Genomic DNA, 19,050 nt, shown 5'->3' on the forward strand with positions numbered 1-19,050 from the left:
ATGTTCGAACACATGTTCGAAGGAGTCAAACGGGAGGCCCGCAGGTCGACCGTGACTATCCTCTCCCGTGCTCGCTGCGGCTGCGACGCGACAGCGAGTCGACCATCACCGCGAGCACGAGCACCGCTCCCGTCACCATGAAGCGCAGCGACGAGTTCAGGTTGAGCAGGATCAGACCGCTCGAGATCGCCTGGATCACCAGGATCCCGAGCAGGGCCGAGAACGCCGACCCCCGGCCGCCGAAGAGGCTCGTGCCGCCGATCACCGCGGCGGCGATCGCGTTGAGGTTCACGTCGCCCGTGCCGCTGCTCTGCGACGCGGCGGCGATCCGGCCTGCAGCCAGCAGGCCGCCGACAGCGGCAAGGGTCGAGCAGATCACGAACACCGACGTGTAGATCCGGCGCACGTTGATGCCGGCGCGACGCGCCGCCTCCACGCTGCCACCCACGGCGTAGACGTGGCGGCCCCAGCTCGTACGGGTGAGGGCGTAGTGCATCACGAGGACCAGCGCCACGAAGAAGACGAACATCCAGCCGACACCGCGCGACTGGTTGAGGTACCAGACGGCGAACAGCAGCGCGACCAGCAGCACGCCCGCCTGGACGGCCATCACCTGGACGGACTTGGCGACCAGCCCCCGACGCCTGCGCTCGCGCGCCAGCAGCCACTGCGAGACGAAGTAGCCGCCGCTCGCGACGACCACGAGCACGTACGACAGCCAGGCCGGCACGAAGGAGAGCTGGCCGAACTGCACCAGCCACGAGTCGTACGGGAGGTTGATGGTGCCCGAGGGACCGAGCACGAAGAGCTGGAGGCCGAGGAAGCCGAGCAGGCCGCCGAGCGTGATCACGAACGACGGGACCCCGAACCGGTTGAAGATCTGGCCGTACACCCAGCCGATCACGAGGCCGACGGCCACCGCGCCGACCACCGCCAGCACCAGCGGCCACCCCTCCTTGACGAAGAGCGTCGCGAAGACGGCCGCGGCCAGGCCGCTCACCGAGCCGACGGACAGGTCGATCTGCCCGACGAGCAGCACGCAGACGATGCCGAGGGAGATGACCCCGACCGCGGCGGACTGCAGGAGCAGGTTCACCAGGTTTGCCGACGAGAGGAAGTTGGAGTTCAGCGACTGGAAGATCACCGCGATGATCACCAGGCCGACGAGGACCGGGAAGGCCCCGAGGTCACCGCTGCGGATCCGCCCCCAGGTGCCGGAGAGGAGTCCGCGGAGGTCCTGCTGCTCGCGGACGGACTGGTCCTCGAGCTCGCGTGCGATAGTCGTGGAGCTGGGTTCGTTCACGCTGCTCACTCCTGCTCGGTCCTGGTCGAGGCGGCGATCCGACGGGAGGCCGCGTTGTCGGTGGCGCCCGTGATCGCGGAGACGATGTCCTCCTGGGACACGTCGGCGACGGCGAACGTGCCGTTGTTGCGCCCCAGCCGCAGCACCGAGACCCGGTCTGCCACGGCCCGCACGTCCGCCATGTTGTGACTGATCATGATGACGGCGAGCCCGTTCTCACGGAGCCGCTCGACCAGGTTGAGGACCTCCGCGGTCTGCTCGACGCCGAGGGCAGCCGTCGGCTCGTCCAAGATGATCAGCTTCGGGTCGCGCAGCAGCGACCGCGCGATCGCGACGGTCTGGCGCTGACCGCCCGACAGCGAGGCGATCGGGATCCGTACCGACGGGATCTTCGCCGAGAGCTGGCGCAGCAGCTCCCACGACCGGACCTCCATCTCGACCTCGTTGAGGCGCGTCCCGCGGATCTCGCTGCCGAGGAAGAGGTTGCTGACGACGTCGAGGTTGTCGCACAGAGCGAGGTCCTGGAAGACGGTCGCGATCCCCAGGTTGAGCGCAGCGTTCGGACCGGGGATCGTCACCTCGTCGCCGAGGAACTCGATCGTCCCGGAGTCGGGCGCGTGCACCCCGGCGAGCGTCTTGACCAGCGTCGACTTGCCGGCGCCGTTGTCGCCGACGAGCGCGAGCACCTCACCGGCCGACACCTCGAGGTCGACGTCGGTGAGCGCCGCGACCGCACCGAAGCTCTTGGACACGCCCCGGAGCTGGATCACCGGTCGTGAAGACATCTGCGTCCCTTCGTTCTCGTCCTGCAGGGCTCGGCCCCCACGAGCGCGTGGGGGCCGAGCCCTGATGGTGCTACTGGATCTGCAGCTTGGCGCACGCGGCCGCGTACTCGGCCGTGCAGATCTGCTCGGCCGTGTAGATGCCGCCGTCGAAGATGACCTCCTTGACGTTCTCCTGCGTCACGACGGTCGGCTCGAAGAGCTGCGACGGCGTGTCGAAGAGCTCGGTGGTCGCCTCCGGCTCCTCACCCTTCATCAGGGCGACGGCGACCTCGGCCGCGGCGTCGGCCACGGTCTTGATCGGCTTGGAGATGGTGTTGAACTGGTCGCCCGCGATGACGCGCTGGATCGCGGCCACCTCGGCGTCGTTGCCGGTCACCGGCGGGAGCGGGGTCACGCCCGCCGCCTTGAGGGCCGCGATGCTGCCGCTGGCGGTGCCGTCGTTGGCCGCCACCACGCCGGCGATCTGGTCGCGGTACTTCGTGATCTGGCCGCTCACCCAGTCCTGGGCCTTCTGGGGGTCCCACTCGGGGGTGTCGAACGAGGCGAGGACCTTGGTGTCACCCACCCCGTCCTCGGCGCCCTGCTTGATGAGGCCGGCCGCACGGTCCGTGGGCGAGCCGTTGACCATCAGCACGCCGCCGGTGGCGCCGGTGCTCTCGAGGTGCGTGACCAGCGACTCGGCGATCGAACGACCGATGGCCTCGTTGTCGAAGGAGACGTAGAAGTCGGCCGGGACGTCGGTGACCGGGCGGTCGTAGGTGACGATCGGGATGTCGGCACCCTGCGACTGCGTCACCATCGCGGCCGCGGCCTTGGAGTCGACCGGGTCCAGGACGATGACCTTCACGCCCTGGGCGATCATCGACTCGACCTGCTGCTGCTGCTTCGCGGGATCGGAGTCGGCGTTCTGGTAGAGGACCTCGCAGTCGTCGCAGAGCTCGGCGACCTTCTTCTTGAACAGCGGCGAGTCCTGCTCCTCGTAGCGGGTCGACGCGCGGTCCGGCATCAGGAAGGCGATCTTGCCGGCCGCGTCACCGCTGCCGGAGCCGCCGTCATCGTCCGACCCGCAGGCCGTGACGCCCACCGCTGCGAGCACCGCGGCCCCGCTCAGCGCGGCGATCCGCGTAGGAAACTTCTTCATTGACGCTCCTTCGAGTCACCGACCAAATCGGCCTCGTTCGTGGATGATGTGGACAGCCTGTGAGGGCCATCACAACAATGGCCGGGATCCTAACATCACGTACGTTATACCTGTCAACGAAGGTGTTAAGACGCGGTCCGCTGTACGACCGAGGCCATGCCTGAACGAGGAGAAGCGATGCCCGACCAGAAGTCGTCCCGTCCGTCCCGGACGCAGCGGCAGCGCCAGATCATCGACACGGTCCTGGCGTCGGGCTTCGCCAGCATCGCCCAGCTCGTGGAGATGACCGGCGTGAGCGCGATGACCGTGCACCGCGACGTCGACGACCTCGCCGCCCGCGGTCTGGTGAGGAAGCTGCACGGGGGCGTCTCCGCACTTCCCACGAGCGTGTTCGAGTCGAGCTCCGACTTCCGTCTGCAGCGCAACGCCGAGGCCAAGGCGGCGCTGGCGAAGGCTGCGCTGGAGTTCGTCGAGCCCGGGATGTCGGTCCTCCTCGACGACTCGACCACCGTCCTCGCCCTCGCCGGCCTGCTCCCCCAGACCGCGCCGCTGACCGTCCTCACGAACTACCGCCTCGCCATGGAGACGCTGCGCGAGGAGCCGGACATCCAGCTCATCGCGATCGGCGGCCAGTACTCGCGCACGCACGACTCGTTCATCGGCCCACCCAGCGACACGGGCCTGGACGCCTACGCCGTCGACATCGTCTTCCAGTCGACCTCGACGGTCGACGGGGCCACCGCCTACCACCAGGAGCAGGACGTCGTCGTGATGAAGCGGGTGATGCTGCGGGCGGGCACGCGCCGGGTGCTCATGATCGACGGCAGCAAGACCGGGCGTACGAGCCTCCACCGCTTCGTCGCGCTCTCGGAGTTCACCGACGTCATCGTCACCGACGACGCTCCGCCGACCGTCTTGCAGGCCATGCGTGAGCAGACCCGCGTACACGTCGCTGCGTTGGCGTGAACCCTGCCTAGCAGAAGACGGACGTCCTCACGTGCAGTTTGGGATCTTTAACATCCCCTATGTTACGGTGCGCGACGTACGTCACAAGGGACTCCGGGGATCCGGAGAAGGAGAAGCCGATGACACGCATCCTCGCCGCTGGAGACCACTTCGTCCTCCCCGAGATGTTCGAGGAGGCGCTGCGTGCAAGGGTCGCCGGTGACGTGGAGGTCGTCCCGCTCACGCTCGAGTGGCCGATCGAGCCCTTCGGCCCCGTCGACGGTGTGCTCGAGGCCAGCGGGACGGCGGCGGACATCATCGCAGCCCTCGGCGACGCCGAGATCGCCGTGACCCAGATGGGTGCCTTCACCGCGGAGGTCTTCCGTGCGTGCCCCCAGCTCCGCTTCGTCGGGGTGTGCCGAGGAGGGCCCGTCAACGTCGACCTCGCCGCCGCCACCGAGGCCGGCGTCGTCGTGTCCTTCACGCCCGGCCGCAACGCCGCCGCCGCGGCTGAGTTCGCCGTCGGCATGATCCTGGCCGCGATGCGCCGCCTGACCAGCGCCGACGCAGAGCTGCACGCCGGCATCTGGCGCGGCGACTACTACACGTACGCCAACGCCGGCACCGAGCTCGGGGACTCGACCGTCGGGCTGGTCGGCTACGGCGCGATCAGCCGCCTCGTCGCCCGCATCCTCCGCGCGTTCGGCGCCGAGGTGCTCGCGTACGACCCGTACGTCGAGGCCGCGGACGCCGACGGGGTCGAGCTCGTCGACCTCGACGACCTCATGCGCCGCAGCGACGTCGTCAGCCTCCACGCGCGCCTGACCGACGAGACCCGGCACCTCATCGACCGCCGGCGCCTCGCGCTCCTCCCCCACGGCGCGGTGCTCGTGAACACCGCCCGCGGCGGCCTGCTCGACTACGCGCCGCTCCCCGAGATGCTCGAGAGCGGACGTCTCGGCGCGCTCGCGCTCGACGTCTACGACGTGGAGCCGCCGCCGGCCGACTGGCCCCTGCTCAGCAGTCCGCGCGTCGTGCTGTCGCCGCACCTGGCCGGCGCCACCCGCCAGACGGCGATGCGGGCCGCAGCGATCACGGCAGACGAGACCGCGCGCTTCCTGCGCGGCGAGCGCTGCCTGCACGTCGCCAACCCGGAGGTGCTCGACCGGCTGGAGAGCGGGCGCTCGTGATCGTCGGGGTCGACGTCGGGACCACCGTCACGAAGGCGGCGCTCATCGGCACCGACGGGCGCTCCGTACGCTCGGCGGCCGCGCCGTCACGCCTCGTGCGGCGCGGCACCGAGGTCGAGCAGGACCTCGAGGACGTGCTGAGCACGGTCGCCTCGGTCGTCCGCGAGGTCTGCGCCGGGCTCGACGGCCCGGTCGACGCGGTCGCCCTCACCGGCCAGGGTGACGGGTTGTGGCTGCGTGACGCCGAGGGGCGCGCCGTACGGCCGCCGATCTCGTGGCAGGACGGGCGCGCGTCGGCGCTCGTCGAGCAGTGGCGGGCCGAGGGTGACCCGGACGGCGTCATGGCCAGGGTCTTCGCCTTGACCGGCTCGGGGCTGTTCCCCGGCTCTCACGCTGCGCTCCTGGCCCACCTCGCCGCCCACGAGCCGGACTCGCTGCACCGCGCGACGGTCGCCGGCTACTGCATCGACGCCGTCCTCCAGCGTCTCACCGGCGTGGTGTCCGTCGATGCTTCCGACGCGTCCCTGCCGTTCCTCGACGTCCGTCGCCGGGCCTACGTGGACGAGGCGCTCGAGCTCTGCGGGGTCGCGCCGTGGCGCCACCTGCTGGCCGAGCCCGCTCCCCCGGGCACCGTCTTCGCGCTCGACGCCGCGGGCGCCGAGATGCTCGGCCTGCCCGTCGGCACCCCGGTCACCGCGGGGCCGTACGACCTCCAGGCGTGCGGCTTCGGCTCCGGCACCGTGGACGAGGGCGACGCGACCATGGTCGTGGGCACCACGCTCGCGTGCCAGGTCCTGACGACCGACGCGACGGTACGGCCGGGCGACGAGCCTGCGGGCATGTGGCTCTGCACGCCCGACCCCGCCACGTACCTGCACGTCATGCCCTCGATGGTGGGCACCGCAGGGGTCGACTGGGCGTTGCGCACGCTCGGCCTCGAGGTCGGCGCGCTCGACGGCCTCCTCGCCGACAGCACGCCCGGTGCCGGCGGTGTACGTGCGCTCCCCTACTACTCCGGTGCGGGCGAGCGGGCACCGTTCGTCGACCCCCGCGCCCGGGGCCGGCTGGACGGCATGACGCTGGCGACGACCCCCGCCGACCTCGTCCGGGCGGTCTGCGAGTCCGTCGCGTACGCGGCGCGGCACTGCTTCGACCGTCTCGGGCTCTCTGGCGAGGTGGCCGCGTGCGGCGGCGGCACCCGCTCGCAGGGCTGGCTGCAGATCTTCGCCGACGTCCTCGGCACTGACGTCCACGTCCCCCGCGAACCGCTGGTCGGTGCCCGCGGTGCCGCCCTCGTCGCCTGGAACTCCCTCGGCGTCGCCGTCGACGTCGAGGCGTGGCGCGCCGACCGTGACGTGGTCCGTCCCTCGGCCGCGGCGCCCGGCTACGAGACCGGCTACCGTCGCTACCTCGACGACCTCGCCCTCGCCCGTACGTCGTGGGGCCACGAGTCGTCCGGTCTGGGGGCGGCGTCATGAGCGACGCACTGTGGGTGGGGCTCGACCTCGGGACGCAGAGCGCGAAGGCGGTCGCCGTCGACGAGGCCGGAGTGGTGAACGCCTCGGCCCAGGCACCGATCGCGGGCACGCGCGACGGCGTCCGTCACGAGCAGCGCGTCGCCGACTGGGTGGCCGCCGCGCGGACGACCCTGGCGGGGCTCGCTCGCGACCTCGGCGCCGCGGCCGGGCGGATCGCTGGCATCGCCCTCGACGGGACGTCCGGCACCCTCGCCGTGCTCGACGAGGCCGGCCGGGCGACCGGACCCGGGCTCATGTACGACGACGGACGTGCGGCGACGCTCGCCGACGAGGTGGCGAGCGCCGGTCACGCGCTGTGGTCACGCCTCGGCTACCGCATGCAGCCGTCGTGGGCGCTGCCGAAGATCGTGTGGCTCGTCCGCGAGGGTCTTCCTGCGGGCGCACACATCGTCCATCAGACCGACGCGGTCGCCTCCGCGATGACGGGCACCCTGGTCGCGACCGACTGGAGCAACGCCCTCAAGAGCGGGTACGACCTGCTCGCTCTCGAGTGGCCAGCCGACGTCCTCGCCCGGCTCGGCGTCGATCCCGCCGTGCTCCCGGACGTGGTGGCGCCAGGCTCGGTCCTGGGCGTCACCAGCACCGCCTGGGCGAACGAGACCGGCATCCCCGCGGCGACCCCGGTCGTCGCCGGGACGACGGACGGCTGCGCCGCGCAGCTCGGTGCCGGCGCCCTCACGGTCGGCGACTGGCACAGCGTGATCGGCACGACTCTCGTCCTCAAGGGCGTCAGCGCGAGCCCGGTGCACGACGCCGCAGGTGCGGTGTACGCGCACCGCGGCCCGGAGCCGGGCACGTGGCTGCCCGGCGGCGCCTCGAGCATCGGCGCCGGCGCGCTCACATCGTTGCTCGCCGCGGCGCCCGGGACGTACGAGGAGGCCGCGCGCCGGCTGTGGGACAGCGGTGCACCGTTCCCGCTTCTCTACCCCCTGACCGGCACCGGCGAGCGGTTCCCCTTCGTCCGGCCGGACGCCACCGGCTTCGCCTTGGTCGACGGCCAGGTCCGTCCGCTGTCGGCGCTCGCGGGTGTCGACGAGGCGGCTGTGCTCCTCGGGACGATGGTGGGTGTCGCCTGCGTGGAGCGGCTGTGCCTCGAGGTCCTCGTACGCCGCGGCGCCCAGGCAGGCGGCCGGCTCAGCACCTCAGGCGGCGGAAGCCGCAGCCGCCTCTGGAACGAGCTGCGCGCGGCGGCGCTCGACCGGCCGCTCTCCTTGCTCACCTCGGCCGAGCCGGCCACCGGCATGGCCGTCCTGGCACGCTGGGGTGTCGGCGGGGGCAGCGAGTCGCTCGGCGACCTGGCGCGTGCCGCCAACCCCGTGACCGCGCTCGTCGAGCCGCGCAGCGAGGATGTCTCGAGGATGCAGGCGGCCGCCGCCGAGCTCGGAGTCGCGTTCCAGACGAAAGGGTGGCTGACGTGACCGACCTGATCCTCGTCCGGCACGGCGAGACCGTGTGGCACGCGGAGAACCGCTACGCGGGCGTCTCCGACGTCGGGCTCACCGACCGCGGTGCTGCGCAGGGCGAGGCCCTCGGCCGCTGGGCCGCCGCACACCCCGTCGACGCGGTCGTCGCCTCGACGCTGTCGCGGGCTCGGCTCACCGCGCAGCCGGCCGCCGACGCGCTCGGCCTGCCCCTGCGCACCGACGCGCGGCTCTGCGAGGTCGACTTCGGCGAGGGCGAAGGCCTGACACGTACGGAGATGGCCGCGCGCTTCCCGGACGCGCTGGAGGCGTTCCTCGCCGCACCTGCGCGGCAGCCGCTCCCGTCCGGCGAGCCCGGGACCATCGCCATCGCGCGTGCCCGCACCGCGCTCGACGCCCTCGTGAACGAGCACCCGGACGGGCGGGTGCTCGTCGTCATGCACTCCACGCTCCTGCGGCTCGTCCTCTGCGACCTGCTCGGGATCGACCCCGACCGCTATCGCACCGTCATGCCGTCGGTGACCAACGGGGCGCTGACGACGCTGCGGACCGACGGCAGGCGCTGGGCGCTGCTCGGGTTCAACGTGCCGGTCTGACGCCGCTACCGCGTACGGACGAACGACGAGGCCGTCGCCCCCTTGCCGGGAGCGACGGCCTCGTCGTTCGTCGCGGAGACGCTGCTCAGGCGGTGGTGAGCAGGTCCCGACCGGGGATCGCGTCCAGCAGCTTGCGTGTGTACTGCTCGCGCGGCGAGTCGAACACCTCGGTCACGCTCGCCGTCTCGACCACCCTGCCGTCCTGCATCACCAGCACGTCGTCGGCGATCTGACGGACCACCGCGAGGTCGTGCGTGATGAAGAGGTAGCTCAGACCCATCTCGGCCTGCAGGTCGTTGAGCAGCTCCAGGATCTGCGCCTGGACCAGCACGTCGAGTGCGGAGACTGCCTCGTCGAGGACGACGACCTCGGGCTCCAGCGCCAGGGCGCGCGCGATGGCGACACGCTGACGCTGACCACCAGACAGCTCGTTCGGGTAGCGGCGCATCACCGAGGTCGGCAGCGAGACCTTGTCGAGCAGGTCACGGACCTTCCCCTCGCGCTCCTTGGACGTCCCGATGCCGTGGGTGTCGAGCGGCTCGGCGATCGACTTGAACACGGTGTACATCGGGTCCAGCGACGCGTACGGGTTCTGGAAGACCGGCTGCATCTGCCGACGCAGCGCCATCGCACGCTTGCCCTTGAGCTTCGCGGTGTCGTACCCGTCGAACTTCACGGTGCCCTCGGTGGGCTCGAGCAGGCCGAGCACCATCCGCGCAACCGTCGACTTGCCCGAGCCCGACTCCCCCACGATCGCGGTGGTGGTGCCGCGGGGAAGCGCGAAGCTGACGTCGTCGACCGCACGCAGCTCGGTCTTCCGCCACGGGCGGTCACCCGGCAGGCGGAAGATCTTCGTGAGGTTCTCGACGACGATGATGTTGTCCTCGCCCTTGCCGACCACGCCCTCGGTCGTCGCGATCTCCGCCGCGATCTCACCGGCGGTCTGGATGGCGCGCTCGCGGACCTTCTCGCGCTCCTTGACCGACGAGAGGCGCTGCGACGCGATCGACGGGGCCGACGACACGAGACGCTGCGTGTAGGGGTGCTCGGGATTCTTGAGGATCTCCAGCGCAGGACCCGACTCGACGACCCGCCCCTTGTACATCACCACGATGTGGTCGGCGCGCTCGGCGGCCAGACCCAGGTCGTGGGTGATGAGCAGGACCGCGGTGCCGAGCTCGTCGGTGAGACCGTCGAGGTGGTCGAGGATCTGCTTCTGCACCGTCACGTCGAGAGCCGAGGTCGGCTCGTCGGCGATCAGGAGCTTCGGGCGTGCCGCGAGACCCATCGCGATCAGCGCACGCTGCCGCATGCCGCCCGAGAACTCGTGCGGGTACTGGCGTGCGCGACGCTCGACGTCGTTGAGGCCGGCCTCGGCGAGCAGCTCGTGCACACGCCGGTCGGCGTCCTTGCCCTTGGCGACGTCGTTGGCGATCAAGGACTCCTTGATCTGCGTCCCGACGCGCCACAGCGGGTTGAGGTTCGACATCGGGTCCTGCGGGACCAGGCCGATCTGGTCACCGCGCAGGGCCTGGAACTCCTTCTTGCCCGAGCGTGCGACGTCCTCGCCGTCGAAGACGATCTGGCCGCCGGTCACCTTGCCGGTGCCCGGGAGGAGGCCGATGATCGCGTGCGCGGTCGTCGACTTGCCCGACCCGGACTCGCCGACGATGGCGACGGTCTGTCCCGGGTACACGGTGAGGTTGGCGCCCTGCACCGCAGGGATCGCCTTCTTGTCGGCGTAGAACGCGACGTCGAGGTCGCGGACCTCGAGGAGGGGCTGCTGAGTGCTCATCGCTTCTTCGCCTTCGGGTCGAGGGCATCACGGACGGCGTCACCGAGCAGGATGAAGCTCAGCACGGTGAGCGCGAGCGCGGCCGCGGGCACGAACATCACGCCGAGCCGGGTGCCGGAACGGACGAGCCGCTGAGCCTCGGCGATGTCGTTGCCCCAGGAGACCACCGAGAACGGCAGGCCGAGGCCGAGGAACGACAGCGTGGCCTCGGCGACGATGAAGACACCGAGCGACACGGTCGCGGTCACGATCACCGGGGAGATGGCGTTCGGAACGATGTGCCGCCAGAGGTTGCGGCGGTTGCTCGCCCCGATCGCACGGGCGGCGTCGACGAACTCGTAGTTCTTCACCTCGATGACCGACCCTCGCATGATGCGCGCGATCTGCGGCCAGCCGAACAACGCCAGCGTCAGGACGACCGCCATGATGCCGCCCCAGAATCCGCGGTCAGGGAACCAGTTCTTGACCGACGACAGGGTGACGATCGCGGCGAGGATCAGCGGGATCGCGAAGAAGATGTCCCCGACGCGTGAGATGAGCGCGTCGGCCCAGCCGCCCTTGAATCCGGCGACCGCGCCGGTGATGCCACCGACGAGGACCACGAGAAGCGTCGTCAGGACACCGACGGTGACCGATGCTCGCGCTCCGTACAAGGTGCGCGACCACACGTCGCAGCCCTGGAAGTTGAAGCCGAACGGGTGTCCCGGCTCGGCGGGGTCGAGGCTGCGCGACAGCTCGCAGAAGCGCGGGTCGGCGTTCGTGAAGAGCCCGGGAAACGCGATGACCACCGCGAGGATGGTGAGCAGCACGGCCGACGCGAGGAACAACGGGTTGCGGCGGAGCTGCTTCCACGCCTCGCGCCACTGGCTGGCAGGAGTCTCGTCCACCTGGACCGAGTCCACCGCCGCGAGGGGCGTCTCCTCGGCCGGGGCCACGTAGCGCTCCTGGCCCGGGAGCGTCGGCTTAGGCATAACGGATCCTTGGGTCGAGAAGGGCGTACAGAAGGTCGACGAGCAGCGCCGCCAAGATGTACACGAGCACCATGATCGTCACGACCGAGACGATCGTCGGCGTCTCGCCGCGCACAACCGCCTGGTAGGCGAGGTTGCCGACGCCAGGGATGTTGAAGATGCCCTCGGTCACGATCGCTCCTGCCATCAAGGCTCCGATGTCGACACCGAGGTAGGTGACGACCGGGATGAGCGAGTTGCGGAGGACGTGCCGGCGGACGACGACACCCTCGGCAAGGCCCTTCGCACGGGCGGTGCGCACGTGGTCGGCGCTGAGGTTCCCGGCGACCGAGGTTCTCGTCAACCGGAGAACGTACGCGAACGAGACGAGTCCGAGCACGATCGCGGGGAGCAAGAGGTTGTAGAACGAGGTGTTGCCGCCGACGGTCGGTGGGAACCACTCCAGCTTCACACCGAAGATGAGCTGGAAGACGAAGCCGAAGACGAAGATCGGGACGGCGATCACGAGGAGCGAGACGACGAGCATCGTCGAGTCGAAGAGCTTGCCCTTGCGAAGCCCTGCGATCGTGCCGGCGATGATGCCGAGGACGGCCTCGATCACGAGCGCCATCAGGGCGAGCTTGATCGTGACCGGGAACGCCTCGGCGATCAGGTCGATGACGGGACGGCCGGTGAACGACTGCCCGAAGTCACCAGTGAGCGCGCCCTTGAGGAAGAGGAGCCACTGGATCAGGAAGGGTTCGTCGAGGTTGTACTGCTCGCGCACCTGGGCGATGGTGGCCTCGGAGACCGGCTTGTCGCCGAACAAGGCACGGACAGGATCACCTGGGCGAAGGAAGACGAGCGCGTAGATCAGCAGCGTCGACCCGAGGAGGACGGGGATCGTCTGCAGGATTCGCCGCGCGGTGTACCACCACATCAGTGGCCTCCTACGGGATGGGCTCTCCTCCCGAGGAGAGCGGTGGATTCAGGCCCGTCGGCACCGGTAGGCACCGGGAGCCCGCGCAGGTCGCGCGGGGGGCAGCCGGTGAGCTGCACCCCCGCGCGCCCCGCATGCGGTGGTGTGGAACCTACTACTTCGTGATGTTCTGGTAGATCGGCACACCCTGCCAGTTGAACTTGACGTTCTTCACGCCCTTGGCAGCAGCACCGGTGGAGTCGGTGTACCACATCGACAGACCCGGCAGCTCCTCCATGAGGATGGCCTGCGCGTCGACGAACGCCTGGTAGCGATCCTCGTCGCTCTCCGCGCCTGCCGCCTTGGCGATCAGGGCGTCGAACTCCTTGTTGGACCAGCGGGCGTCGTTCGAAGCCGCGCCGGTGCCGTAGATCGGGCCGAGGTAGTTCGAGATCGACGGGTAGTCCGGCTGCCATCCGGCACGGAACAGAGCGCCGGTCTTGTTGTTGTCACGCGCGTCGAGGAACTCGTCGAACGTGGCGTAGTACTTCGGCTCGGCGTTGATGCCCAGGGTGTTCTTGATCTGGTTGGCCATCGCGTCGACCGAAGCCTTGTTGCCGGCGCCATCGGTGTTGGTGGCGATCAGCAGCTTCTTGTCGCCCCAAGGCTCGATCTTCTCGGCCTCGGCCCAGCGCTTCTTGGCCTCGTCGGCGTTGAACTCGAGAACCTCGTTGCCGGGGATCTCGTCGGTCCAGCCCGGCATCGGCGGGGCGCTGAAGTCCTTGGCAGGCGTACGCGTGCCGAAGAACAGCTTCTCGGTGAGCTCCTCACGGTTGAGGGCCATCGAGACCGCCTGGCGGCGGAGCTTGCCGGCCTCGCCGGTGAAGCCCGGGAGGTCGACCGGGAACTGGAACGAGCCGTTGACCGAGCCCGGCGCCTCGATGGGCGTGATGCTCGAGTCGTTCGCGAAGGTCTGCAGCGCGCTGTCCGGGACGGTGTCCAGGACGTCGAGGTTGCCGGCCTGGATGTCGGTGTACGCAGCCTCGGTGTCGGTGTAGACCACGAAGGTCACGCCGCCGTTCTGAGCCTTGCGGGCGCCGTCGTACTCCTCGTTCGGGACGAGACGGAGCTCCTTGTTGTGCTCCCAGGCCTCGAGCTTGTACGGGCCGTTGCCGATCGGCGACTCGCCGTACGCCTTGATGTCGGAGTAGGCCGACTCAGGCAGCGGGTAGTAGGCCGAGTAGCCGAGACGCAGCGGGAAGTCCGACTCGGGCTGGTTCAGCTCGATGGTGAAGGTCTTGTCGTCGACGACCTTCAGACCCGACATCGTCTTGACGGTCGGGTTCTCCTTCTGGACCTCGTCGTAACCCTTGATCGGGTAGTAGAAGTACGAGGCGTTCTGCGCGTTCGTGCTCAGGGCGCCGTAGTTCCAGGCGTCGACGAAGGACTTGGAGGTGACGGGGGTGCCGTCGCTGAACTTCCAGTCCTTCAGCTTGACGGTCCACGTCTGGTTGTCGTCGGAGGTGATCGACTCGGCGACCTCGAGCTCCTGCGACCCGTCTTCCTTGTACGTGATGAGACCCGCGTAGAGCAGGTCGATGACGTTGCCGCCGCCGACCTCGTTGGTGGCCTGCGGAACCAGCGGGTTCTGAGGCTCGGTGGTACGAGCGGTGATGACGGCGTCGGTCGAGTCGCTCGAACCGTTGTCGTCATCTCCCCCGCCGCCGCCGCACGCGGACACGGTGAGTCCGATAGCAGCGAGCAGCGCCACGCCTCCGAGGCGAGTACGCCGGGAGAGTCGCATTGGAATCCTCCTGTTGTGTTGGGAACGCGCAGAAAAACTTCCGCACACCCATGGTTACTCCGGATCAATCGACCAGAACAGGTCGGGGGCCGGACACTTACCGAAGTGTTACAACCACCAGGCCCCCTGATCGTGACAGCATTCTTATCAGACCCTGGCAAGCCGAGTTTCGACGGGCCCCTTTTGGGGGCTTTTGTCCGACCCTGAAACACGGCAAGGCCGTCACACCCCGCGGGACGGGGTGTGACGGCCTCAAGACGCGGACGACGTGGCGTCAGCCCTTGCGCTTGTTGACCTCGTCGGTCGCCTGCGGCAGGACCTCCTTGAGGTCGCCGACGACGCCGAAGTCGACGAGCTCGAAGATCGGCGCCTCCTCGTCCTTGTTGACGGCGACGATCGTCTTGGAGGTCTGCATGCCGGCGCGGTGCTGGATCGCACCGGAGATGCCGTTGGCGACGTACAGCTGCGGCGAGACCGTCTTGCCGGTCTGGCCGACCTGGAAGCTGTGCGGGTACCAGCCCGAGTCGACGGCCGCGCGCGAGGCGCCCACGGCAGCGCCGAGAGCATCGGCGAACGCCTCCACCTGGCTGAAGTCACCACCGGTGCCACGGCCGCCGGAGACGACGATCGCGGCCTCGGTCAGCTCCGGACGGCCGGTGGCCTCACGCGGCTTGGAGTCGGTGATCTTGGCGCCCTTGGCGGCGTCGGAGACGGTGACGGACACCGCCTCGAGGGCCGCAGCGGCAGGAGCCTTCTCCGGGGTCGCCGAGTTCGGCTTGACGGCGACGATCGGGGTGCCCTTGGTGACGGTCGCCTCGACGGTGAAGTTGCCCGCGAAGACCGACTGCGTGGTCTCCACGCCCTCGCCGCCTGCACGGACGTCGACGGCGTCGGTGAGCAGGCCGGACTCGGTCTTGATCGCGAGACGGCCCGCGATCTCCTTGCCCTCGGCCGAGGAGGAGACGAGGACCGCGCCGGGCTGCTTGTCGGCGACGAGCTGGGCGAGCGCCTCGGCCTTGGGGGCGACGAGGTACTCGGTCAGCTCGGGGGCGTCGAGGACGTAGACCTTCTCCGCGCCGTACTCGGCGAGGTAGGACTGCGCCGTGTCCGCGCCGGAGCCGATGAAGACGGCCGACGGGGTGCCCAGACGACGGGCGAGCGTCAGGAGCTCGCCGGTGGTCTTGCGGACGGTGCCGTCGACGTGGTCGACGAGAACGAAAATCTCACTCATCTGTCGCTGCTCCTCAGACGAACTTCTTCGACGCGAGGAACTCGGCCAGCTTGACGCCGCCGTCTCCCTCGTCGGTGACGATCTCGCCGGCGGTCCGCGGCGGGCGCGGCGCGAACGAGAGGACCTTGGTCCAGGCGGCGTCGAGGCCGACCTCGGACGACTCGATGCCGAGGTCGGAGAGGGTGAGGTCCTCGACCGGCTTCTTCTTCGCCGCCATGATGCCCTTGAAGGACGGGTAGCGGGGCTCGCCCGACTGGTCCGTCACCGATACGACCGCCGGGGCGGTGGCGGTGATGGTCTCGGTCGCGACGTCGCCGTCACGGCGGACGGTGACCGTCGAGCCGTCGACGGTGATCTCCGAGCCGTAGGTGACCGCGGGGAGGCCGAGGCGCTCGGCGACCATGGTCGGGACGACACCCATCGTGCCGTCGGTCGAGCTCATGCCGAAGAACACGAGGTCGTACTCGAGGGTCCCCAGCGCCTTGGCGAGGATCAGCGACGTCGCGACGGCGTCGGAGCCCGCGATGTCGTCGTCCTCGACGTGGACACCCTTGTCCGCCCCCATCTGGAGCGCCTTGCGGACGGCGTCGGCAGCGTCGGCCGGGCCGACCGTCAGGACGGTCACCTCGCCGTCGTTGTTCTCGGCGACCTGCAGGGCCTGCTCGACGGCGTACTCGTCGAGCTCCGAGAGCAGACCGTCGACGCCTTCGCGGTCCACGGTGTTGTCCGACGAGTCAAAGGACCGGTCCGCCGTAGCGTCCGGTACGTACTTCACACAGACGACGATGTTCATGGCCTTCTCGGCCCCTCCTGTGGAGTCGACTTCGTACACGGCGCTCGCACGGGACGCGCGTCGCGGCAGCCGCGGGCGACTGCGTTGCGGAGCCGTGAGACGTCCCCGCAACCCTGATGTTACCGACTGGTAACCATCATGACGAGGTCGTCTTGGGTGGCGTGGGTCACACGGCGAACCGCTCACCCACGGCGCTCCCGCGTCGGTGGCTCGTACGCCGAGGGCCTTCTTGAGAGGTCGAGCGCACGACACGCTGCGACACTGAGCCACATGACCGAGCCTAGGGCACGTCAACGCACGTTCACCATCCTGGTCGGGTCCGCCGCGTTCGTCGTCGTGGTGGCAGGCGTCATGAACATCAACGGCATCATCGGACCGACGTTCCTCGCGGTCTGCCTCACCGTGACCGTGCACCCGCTGCGGCACCTGGTCGAGCGCGTGGGACTGCCCACCTGGGCCGGGACTGTCGCGTGCGTCGTCGCCGTCTACGCGATCCTCCTGCTGCTGGCCGGCGCCCTGGTGCTCGCAGGAGCACGGTTCGGCGAGCTGCTCACCACGTACGAGGACGAGTTCCAGCGGTGGCTCGCCGACGTGAAGTCGCTGCTGAACAACCTGGGCGTCCAGCAGAGCGACCTGGACCAGATCTTCCAGCACCTCGACATCAAGTCCCTCGCCCCCTACGTCGCCGACGCCGTGTCGAGCGCGACCACCGTCACCGGCAACCTGCTCCTCATCTTGGTGCTGCTCCTCTTCATGGCCCTCGACGGCTCGGTGGTCCCCCGTCTGGTGGACAAGGTCCCCGACCGCCACCGCGCCACCGTCGACGCGCTGGCCGACTTCGCGAGCGGGACGCGCCGCTACTTCGTGGTCGCGACGGTCTTCGGACTGATCGTCGCGGTCGGCGACGTGATCCTGCTCTACGCCCTCGGCGTCCCCGAGCCGTGGTTGTGGGGCGTGCTCTCGCTGATCACCGGCTACATCCCCAACATCGGCTTCGTCCTCGGCCTCGTGCCGCCGGCCATGCTGGCGCTCTTCGACTCCGGGTGGGAGACGGCGCTGTGGGTGATCGTCGGCTACTGCGTGATCAACTTCGTCGTCCAGTCGATCTTCCAGCCCAAGATCGTCGGCGACTCGGTCGGGCTCTCCGCGACGATCAGCATGCTGTCGCTGATCTTCTGGACCCTCATCCTCGGCGCGTGGGGCGCGATCCTCGCGATCCCGGCGACGCTCCTCGTCAAGAAGCTCCTCGTCGACAGCGACCCCGACGCCCGTTGGATGTCGCCCCTCATCGCCGGCCGAGAACCGGTAGCGTGACGGCCACCGCGAGCTAGGAGGCACGATGTCCTACCAGCAACCTCCCGCCGGCTCCCCCGAGCCCGACCGCGATCCCGACACCCCCAGCGGCCTGTCCGTGGACGCCGGCAAGCTGTGGGCGGGCGGTGTCGCGACGGCGGTCGTCGCCGCGCTGGGCGCCGCCGTCGGCCTGCTCGTCTGCCGCGGCGTCTTCGACATCGCGGTCCTCGTGCCGAGCGGCGGCGGGCGGTGGGACGTCGCCTCGACGCTGCCGTACGCGTTCCTCGCCGCCGGTGCCGCGCTGCTCGCGACCGCGCTGATGCACCTGCTGCTGCTCACGACGCCACGACCACGCCTCTTCTTCGGGTGGATCGTGGTGCTCATCGCCGTCCTGATCGGCGTGCTCCCCTTCACCGTCGACATCCCGCTGGAGGAGCAGATCGCCAGCGCCGTGGTCGGCGTCCTCCTCGCGGTGATCATCGGCTCGCTGGTCTCCGGCACCGCCGACCGCGCGGTCCGCAACGCCCCCCGCGCCTGAGCGCGTCGCGCACACGCCCGTACGCTGCGGGCGTGAGCAGCGAGGGCACGGGCGGCGGCGAGAAGCCGCAGATGGTGATCACCGGGGAGCGGACCGTGCCGGGGATCTGGCACGAGAACTACTGGTTCCGCCGCCACGAGGTCGTCTACGAGGCGCTGCGCGACGTCGTCCGCGACAAGCTCGTGCTGGAGGCGGGCTGCGGCGAGGGGTACGGCGCGGACCTCCTGAGCCGCGAGGCGCGTTCGCTGGTCGCGCTGGACTACGACGCGTACGCGACCGGGCACGTCCGCAGCGCGTACCCGCAGGTCCCGGTGGTCCGGGGCAACCTCGTCGCTCTCCCGTACGCCGACGCCTCCTTCGACGTCGTCGTGAGCCTGCAGACGATCGAGCACCTGTGGGACCAGGACGCGTTCCTCGCCGAGTGCGTCCGTGCGCTGCGTCCCGGCGGCACGCTGGTCGTGAGCACGCCCAACACGCTCACGTTCCCTCCCGGCAACATCTACCACCCGAAGGAGCTCGAGCCGGCCGAGCTGCGCGACCTCGTCGGCACGCACGCACGCGTCGCGTCGCTGGCCGGCCTCCACCACGGCGCGCGGCTGGCCGCCTGGGAGGAGCAGCACGGCTCGCTCGTCGACGCGCAGATCGCCGGACCGTACGAGGAGTGGCCGGCGCACGTCGCCGACGTGGTCCGGTCGGTGGAGACCGCCGACTTCGTCGTGCGCGAGGGTGACGACGCCGACCTGGCGGCCTCCCTCGACCTGGTCGTCACCGCGCGCGTCTGACGCTCTGCCGCCAGCAGATCCGCCCC

The 19,050-nt window shown here is 69.8% G+C and carries 17 protein-coding genes; 8 read left to right on the forward strand and 9 right to left on the reverse strand.

The genetic code is table 11. From position 1 onward, the window contains the following. Positions 1-55: 55 nt before the first annotated feature. The 3 genes from NYZ95_RS04940 to NYZ95_RS04950 all read right to left on the reverse strand — a co-directional run bounded on the left by NYZ95_RS04940 (position 56) and on the right by NYZ95_RS04950 (position 3,229). Positions 56-1,303, reverse strand: coding sequence for a sugar ABC transporter permease (locus NYZ95_RS04940; RefSeq protein WP_262849301.1), 1,248 nt, complete (start codon positions 1,301-1,303; stop codon positions 56-58). A gap of 5 nt (positions 1,304-1,308) precedes the next feature. After that, a complete protein-coding gene (locus NYZ95_RS04945; protein WP_262849303.1) occupies positions 1,309-2,088 on the reverse strand; it encodes an ATP-binding cassette domain-containing protein in 780 nt (259 codons plus the stop codon). 70 nt (positions 2,089-2,158) lie between these two features. Further along, positions 2,159-3,229, reverse strand: a complete 1,071-nt coding sequence (locus tag NYZ95_RS04950) for a substrate-binding domain-containing protein (protein WP_262849306.1) — start codon at positions 3,227-3,229, stop codon at positions 2,159-2,161. Between the two features lie 177 nt (positions 3,230-3,406). Between NYZ95_RS04950 and NYZ95_RS04955 the strand changes: the two genes are divergently transcribed. From NYZ95_RS04955 to NYZ95_RS04975, 5 genes are all read left to right on the forward strand, one after another. After that, a complete protein-coding gene (locus NYZ95_RS04955) occupies positions 3,407-4,195 on the forward strand; it encodes a DeoR/GlpR family DNA-binding transcription regulator (protein WP_262849308.1) in 789 nt (262 codons plus the stop codon). Positions 4,196-4,314: 119 nt separating this feature from the next. Beyond that, complete coding sequence (locus NYZ95_RS04960; protein WP_262849310.1) at positions 4,315-5,364, forward strand: 2-hydroxyacid dehydrogenase; 1,050 nt, start codon at positions 4,315-4,317, stop codon at positions 5,362-5,364. Beyond that, positions 5,361-6,842 carry an FGGY-family carbohydrate kinase gene (locus NYZ95_RS04965; RefSeq protein WP_262849313.1) on the forward strand — a complete coding sequence of 494 codons (1,482 nt, stop codon included), beginning with the start codon at positions 5,361-5,363 and terminating at the stop codon, positions 6,840-6,842. The genes NYZ95_RS04960 and NYZ95_RS04965 overlap by 4 nt, the downstream gene beginning before the upstream one ends. Beyond that, entirely contained in the window at positions 6,839-8,320 is a 1,482-nt protein-coding gene (locus NYZ95_RS04970) for an FGGY-family carbohydrate kinase (RefSeq protein ID WP_262849315.1), read from the forward strand. Before NYZ95_RS04965 ends, NYZ95_RS04970 begins: the two co-directional genes overlap by 4 nt. Continuing rightward, positions 8,317-8,919: a histidine phosphatase family protein gene (locus NYZ95_RS04975; protein ID WP_262849318.1), complete on the forward strand. Its 603-nt coding sequence runs from the start codon at positions 8,317-8,319 to the stop codon at positions 8,917-8,919. The genes NYZ95_RS04970 and NYZ95_RS04975 overlap by 4 nt, the downstream gene beginning before the upstream one ends. An 85-nt stretch (positions 8,920-9,004) precedes the next feature. Here NYZ95_RS04975 and NYZ95_RS04980 read toward each other — a convergent pair whose 3' ends face one another. The 6 genes from NYZ95_RS04980 to NYZ95_RS05005 form a co-directional block, all read right to left on the reverse strand. Then, positions 9,005-10,714, reverse strand: a complete 1,710-nt coding sequence (locus NYZ95_RS04980) for a dipeptide ABC transporter ATP-binding protein (protein WP_262849320.1) — start codon at positions 10,712-10,714, stop codon at positions 9,005-9,007. Continuing rightward, positions 10,711-11,685, reverse strand: coding sequence for an ABC transporter permease (locus tag NYZ95_RS04985; RefSeq protein ID WP_262849322.1), 975 nt, complete (start codon positions 11,683-11,685; stop codon positions 10,711-10,713). The genes NYZ95_RS04980 and NYZ95_RS04985 overlap by 4 nt, the downstream gene beginning before the upstream one ends. Continuing rightward, positions 11,678-12,604 (reverse strand): ABC transporter permease, encoded by a 927-nt coding sequence (locus NYZ95_RS04990; protein ID WP_262849324.1) that lies wholly within the window; start codon positions 12,602-12,604, stop codon positions 11,678-11,680. The genes NYZ95_RS04985 and NYZ95_RS04990 overlap by 8 nt, the downstream gene beginning before the upstream one ends. A gap of 154 nt (positions 12,605-12,758) precedes the next feature. Next, complete coding sequence (locus tag NYZ95_RS04995) at positions 12,759-14,354, reverse strand: peptide ABC transporter substrate-binding protein (protein ID WP_262849326.1); 1,596 nt, start codon at positions 14,352-14,354, stop codon at positions 12,759-12,761. 307 nt (positions 14,355-14,661) lie between these two features. Further along, entirely contained in the window at positions 14,662-15,618 is a 957-nt protein-coding gene (locus NYZ95_RS05000) for an electron transfer flavoprotein subunit alpha/FixB family protein (RefSeq protein ID WP_262849329.1), read from the reverse strand. Between the two features lie 13 nt (positions 15,619-15,631). Further along, positions 15,632-16,336, reverse strand: coding sequence for an electron transfer flavoprotein subunit beta/FixA family protein (locus NYZ95_RS05005; protein WP_262849331.1), 705 nt, complete (start codon positions 16,334-16,336; stop codon positions 15,632-15,634). A 345-nt stretch (positions 16,337-16,681) separates the two neighbouring features. Here NYZ95_RS05005 and NYZ95_RS05010 point away from each other — a divergent pair, with 345 nt between their 5' ends. Genes NYZ95_RS05010 through NYZ95_RS05020 form a run of 3 tightly spaced genes read left to right on the forward strand, consistent with a single transcriptional unit; the run spans position 16,682 to position 19,024 of the window. Further along, complete coding sequence (locus NYZ95_RS05010; protein WP_262849333.1) at positions 16,682-17,725, forward strand: AI-2E family transporter; 1,044 nt, start codon at positions 16,682-16,684, stop codon at positions 17,723-17,725. A gap of 25 nt (positions 17,726-17,750) precedes the next feature. Then, positions 17,751-18,242: a DUF6069 family protein gene (locus NYZ95_RS05015; RefSeq protein WP_262849334.1), complete on the forward strand. Its 492-nt coding sequence runs from the start codon at positions 17,751-17,753 to the stop codon at positions 18,240-18,242. A 32-nt stretch (positions 18,243-18,274) separates the two neighbouring features. Further along, the gene (locus tag NYZ95_RS05020) at positions 18,275-19,024 is read left to right on the forward strand and encodes a class I SAM-dependent methyltransferase (protein WP_262849336.1); all 750 of its coding nucleotides are present in this window, start codon (positions 18,275-18,277) and stop codon (positions 19,022-19,024) included. Positions 19,025-19,050 lie beyond the last annotated feature (26 nt).

The sequence above is a fragment of the Mumia quercus genome, from assembly GCF_025506335.1.
GTDB lineage: Bacteria > Actinomycetota > Actinomycetes > Propionibacteriales > Nocardioidaceae > Mumia > Mumia quercus.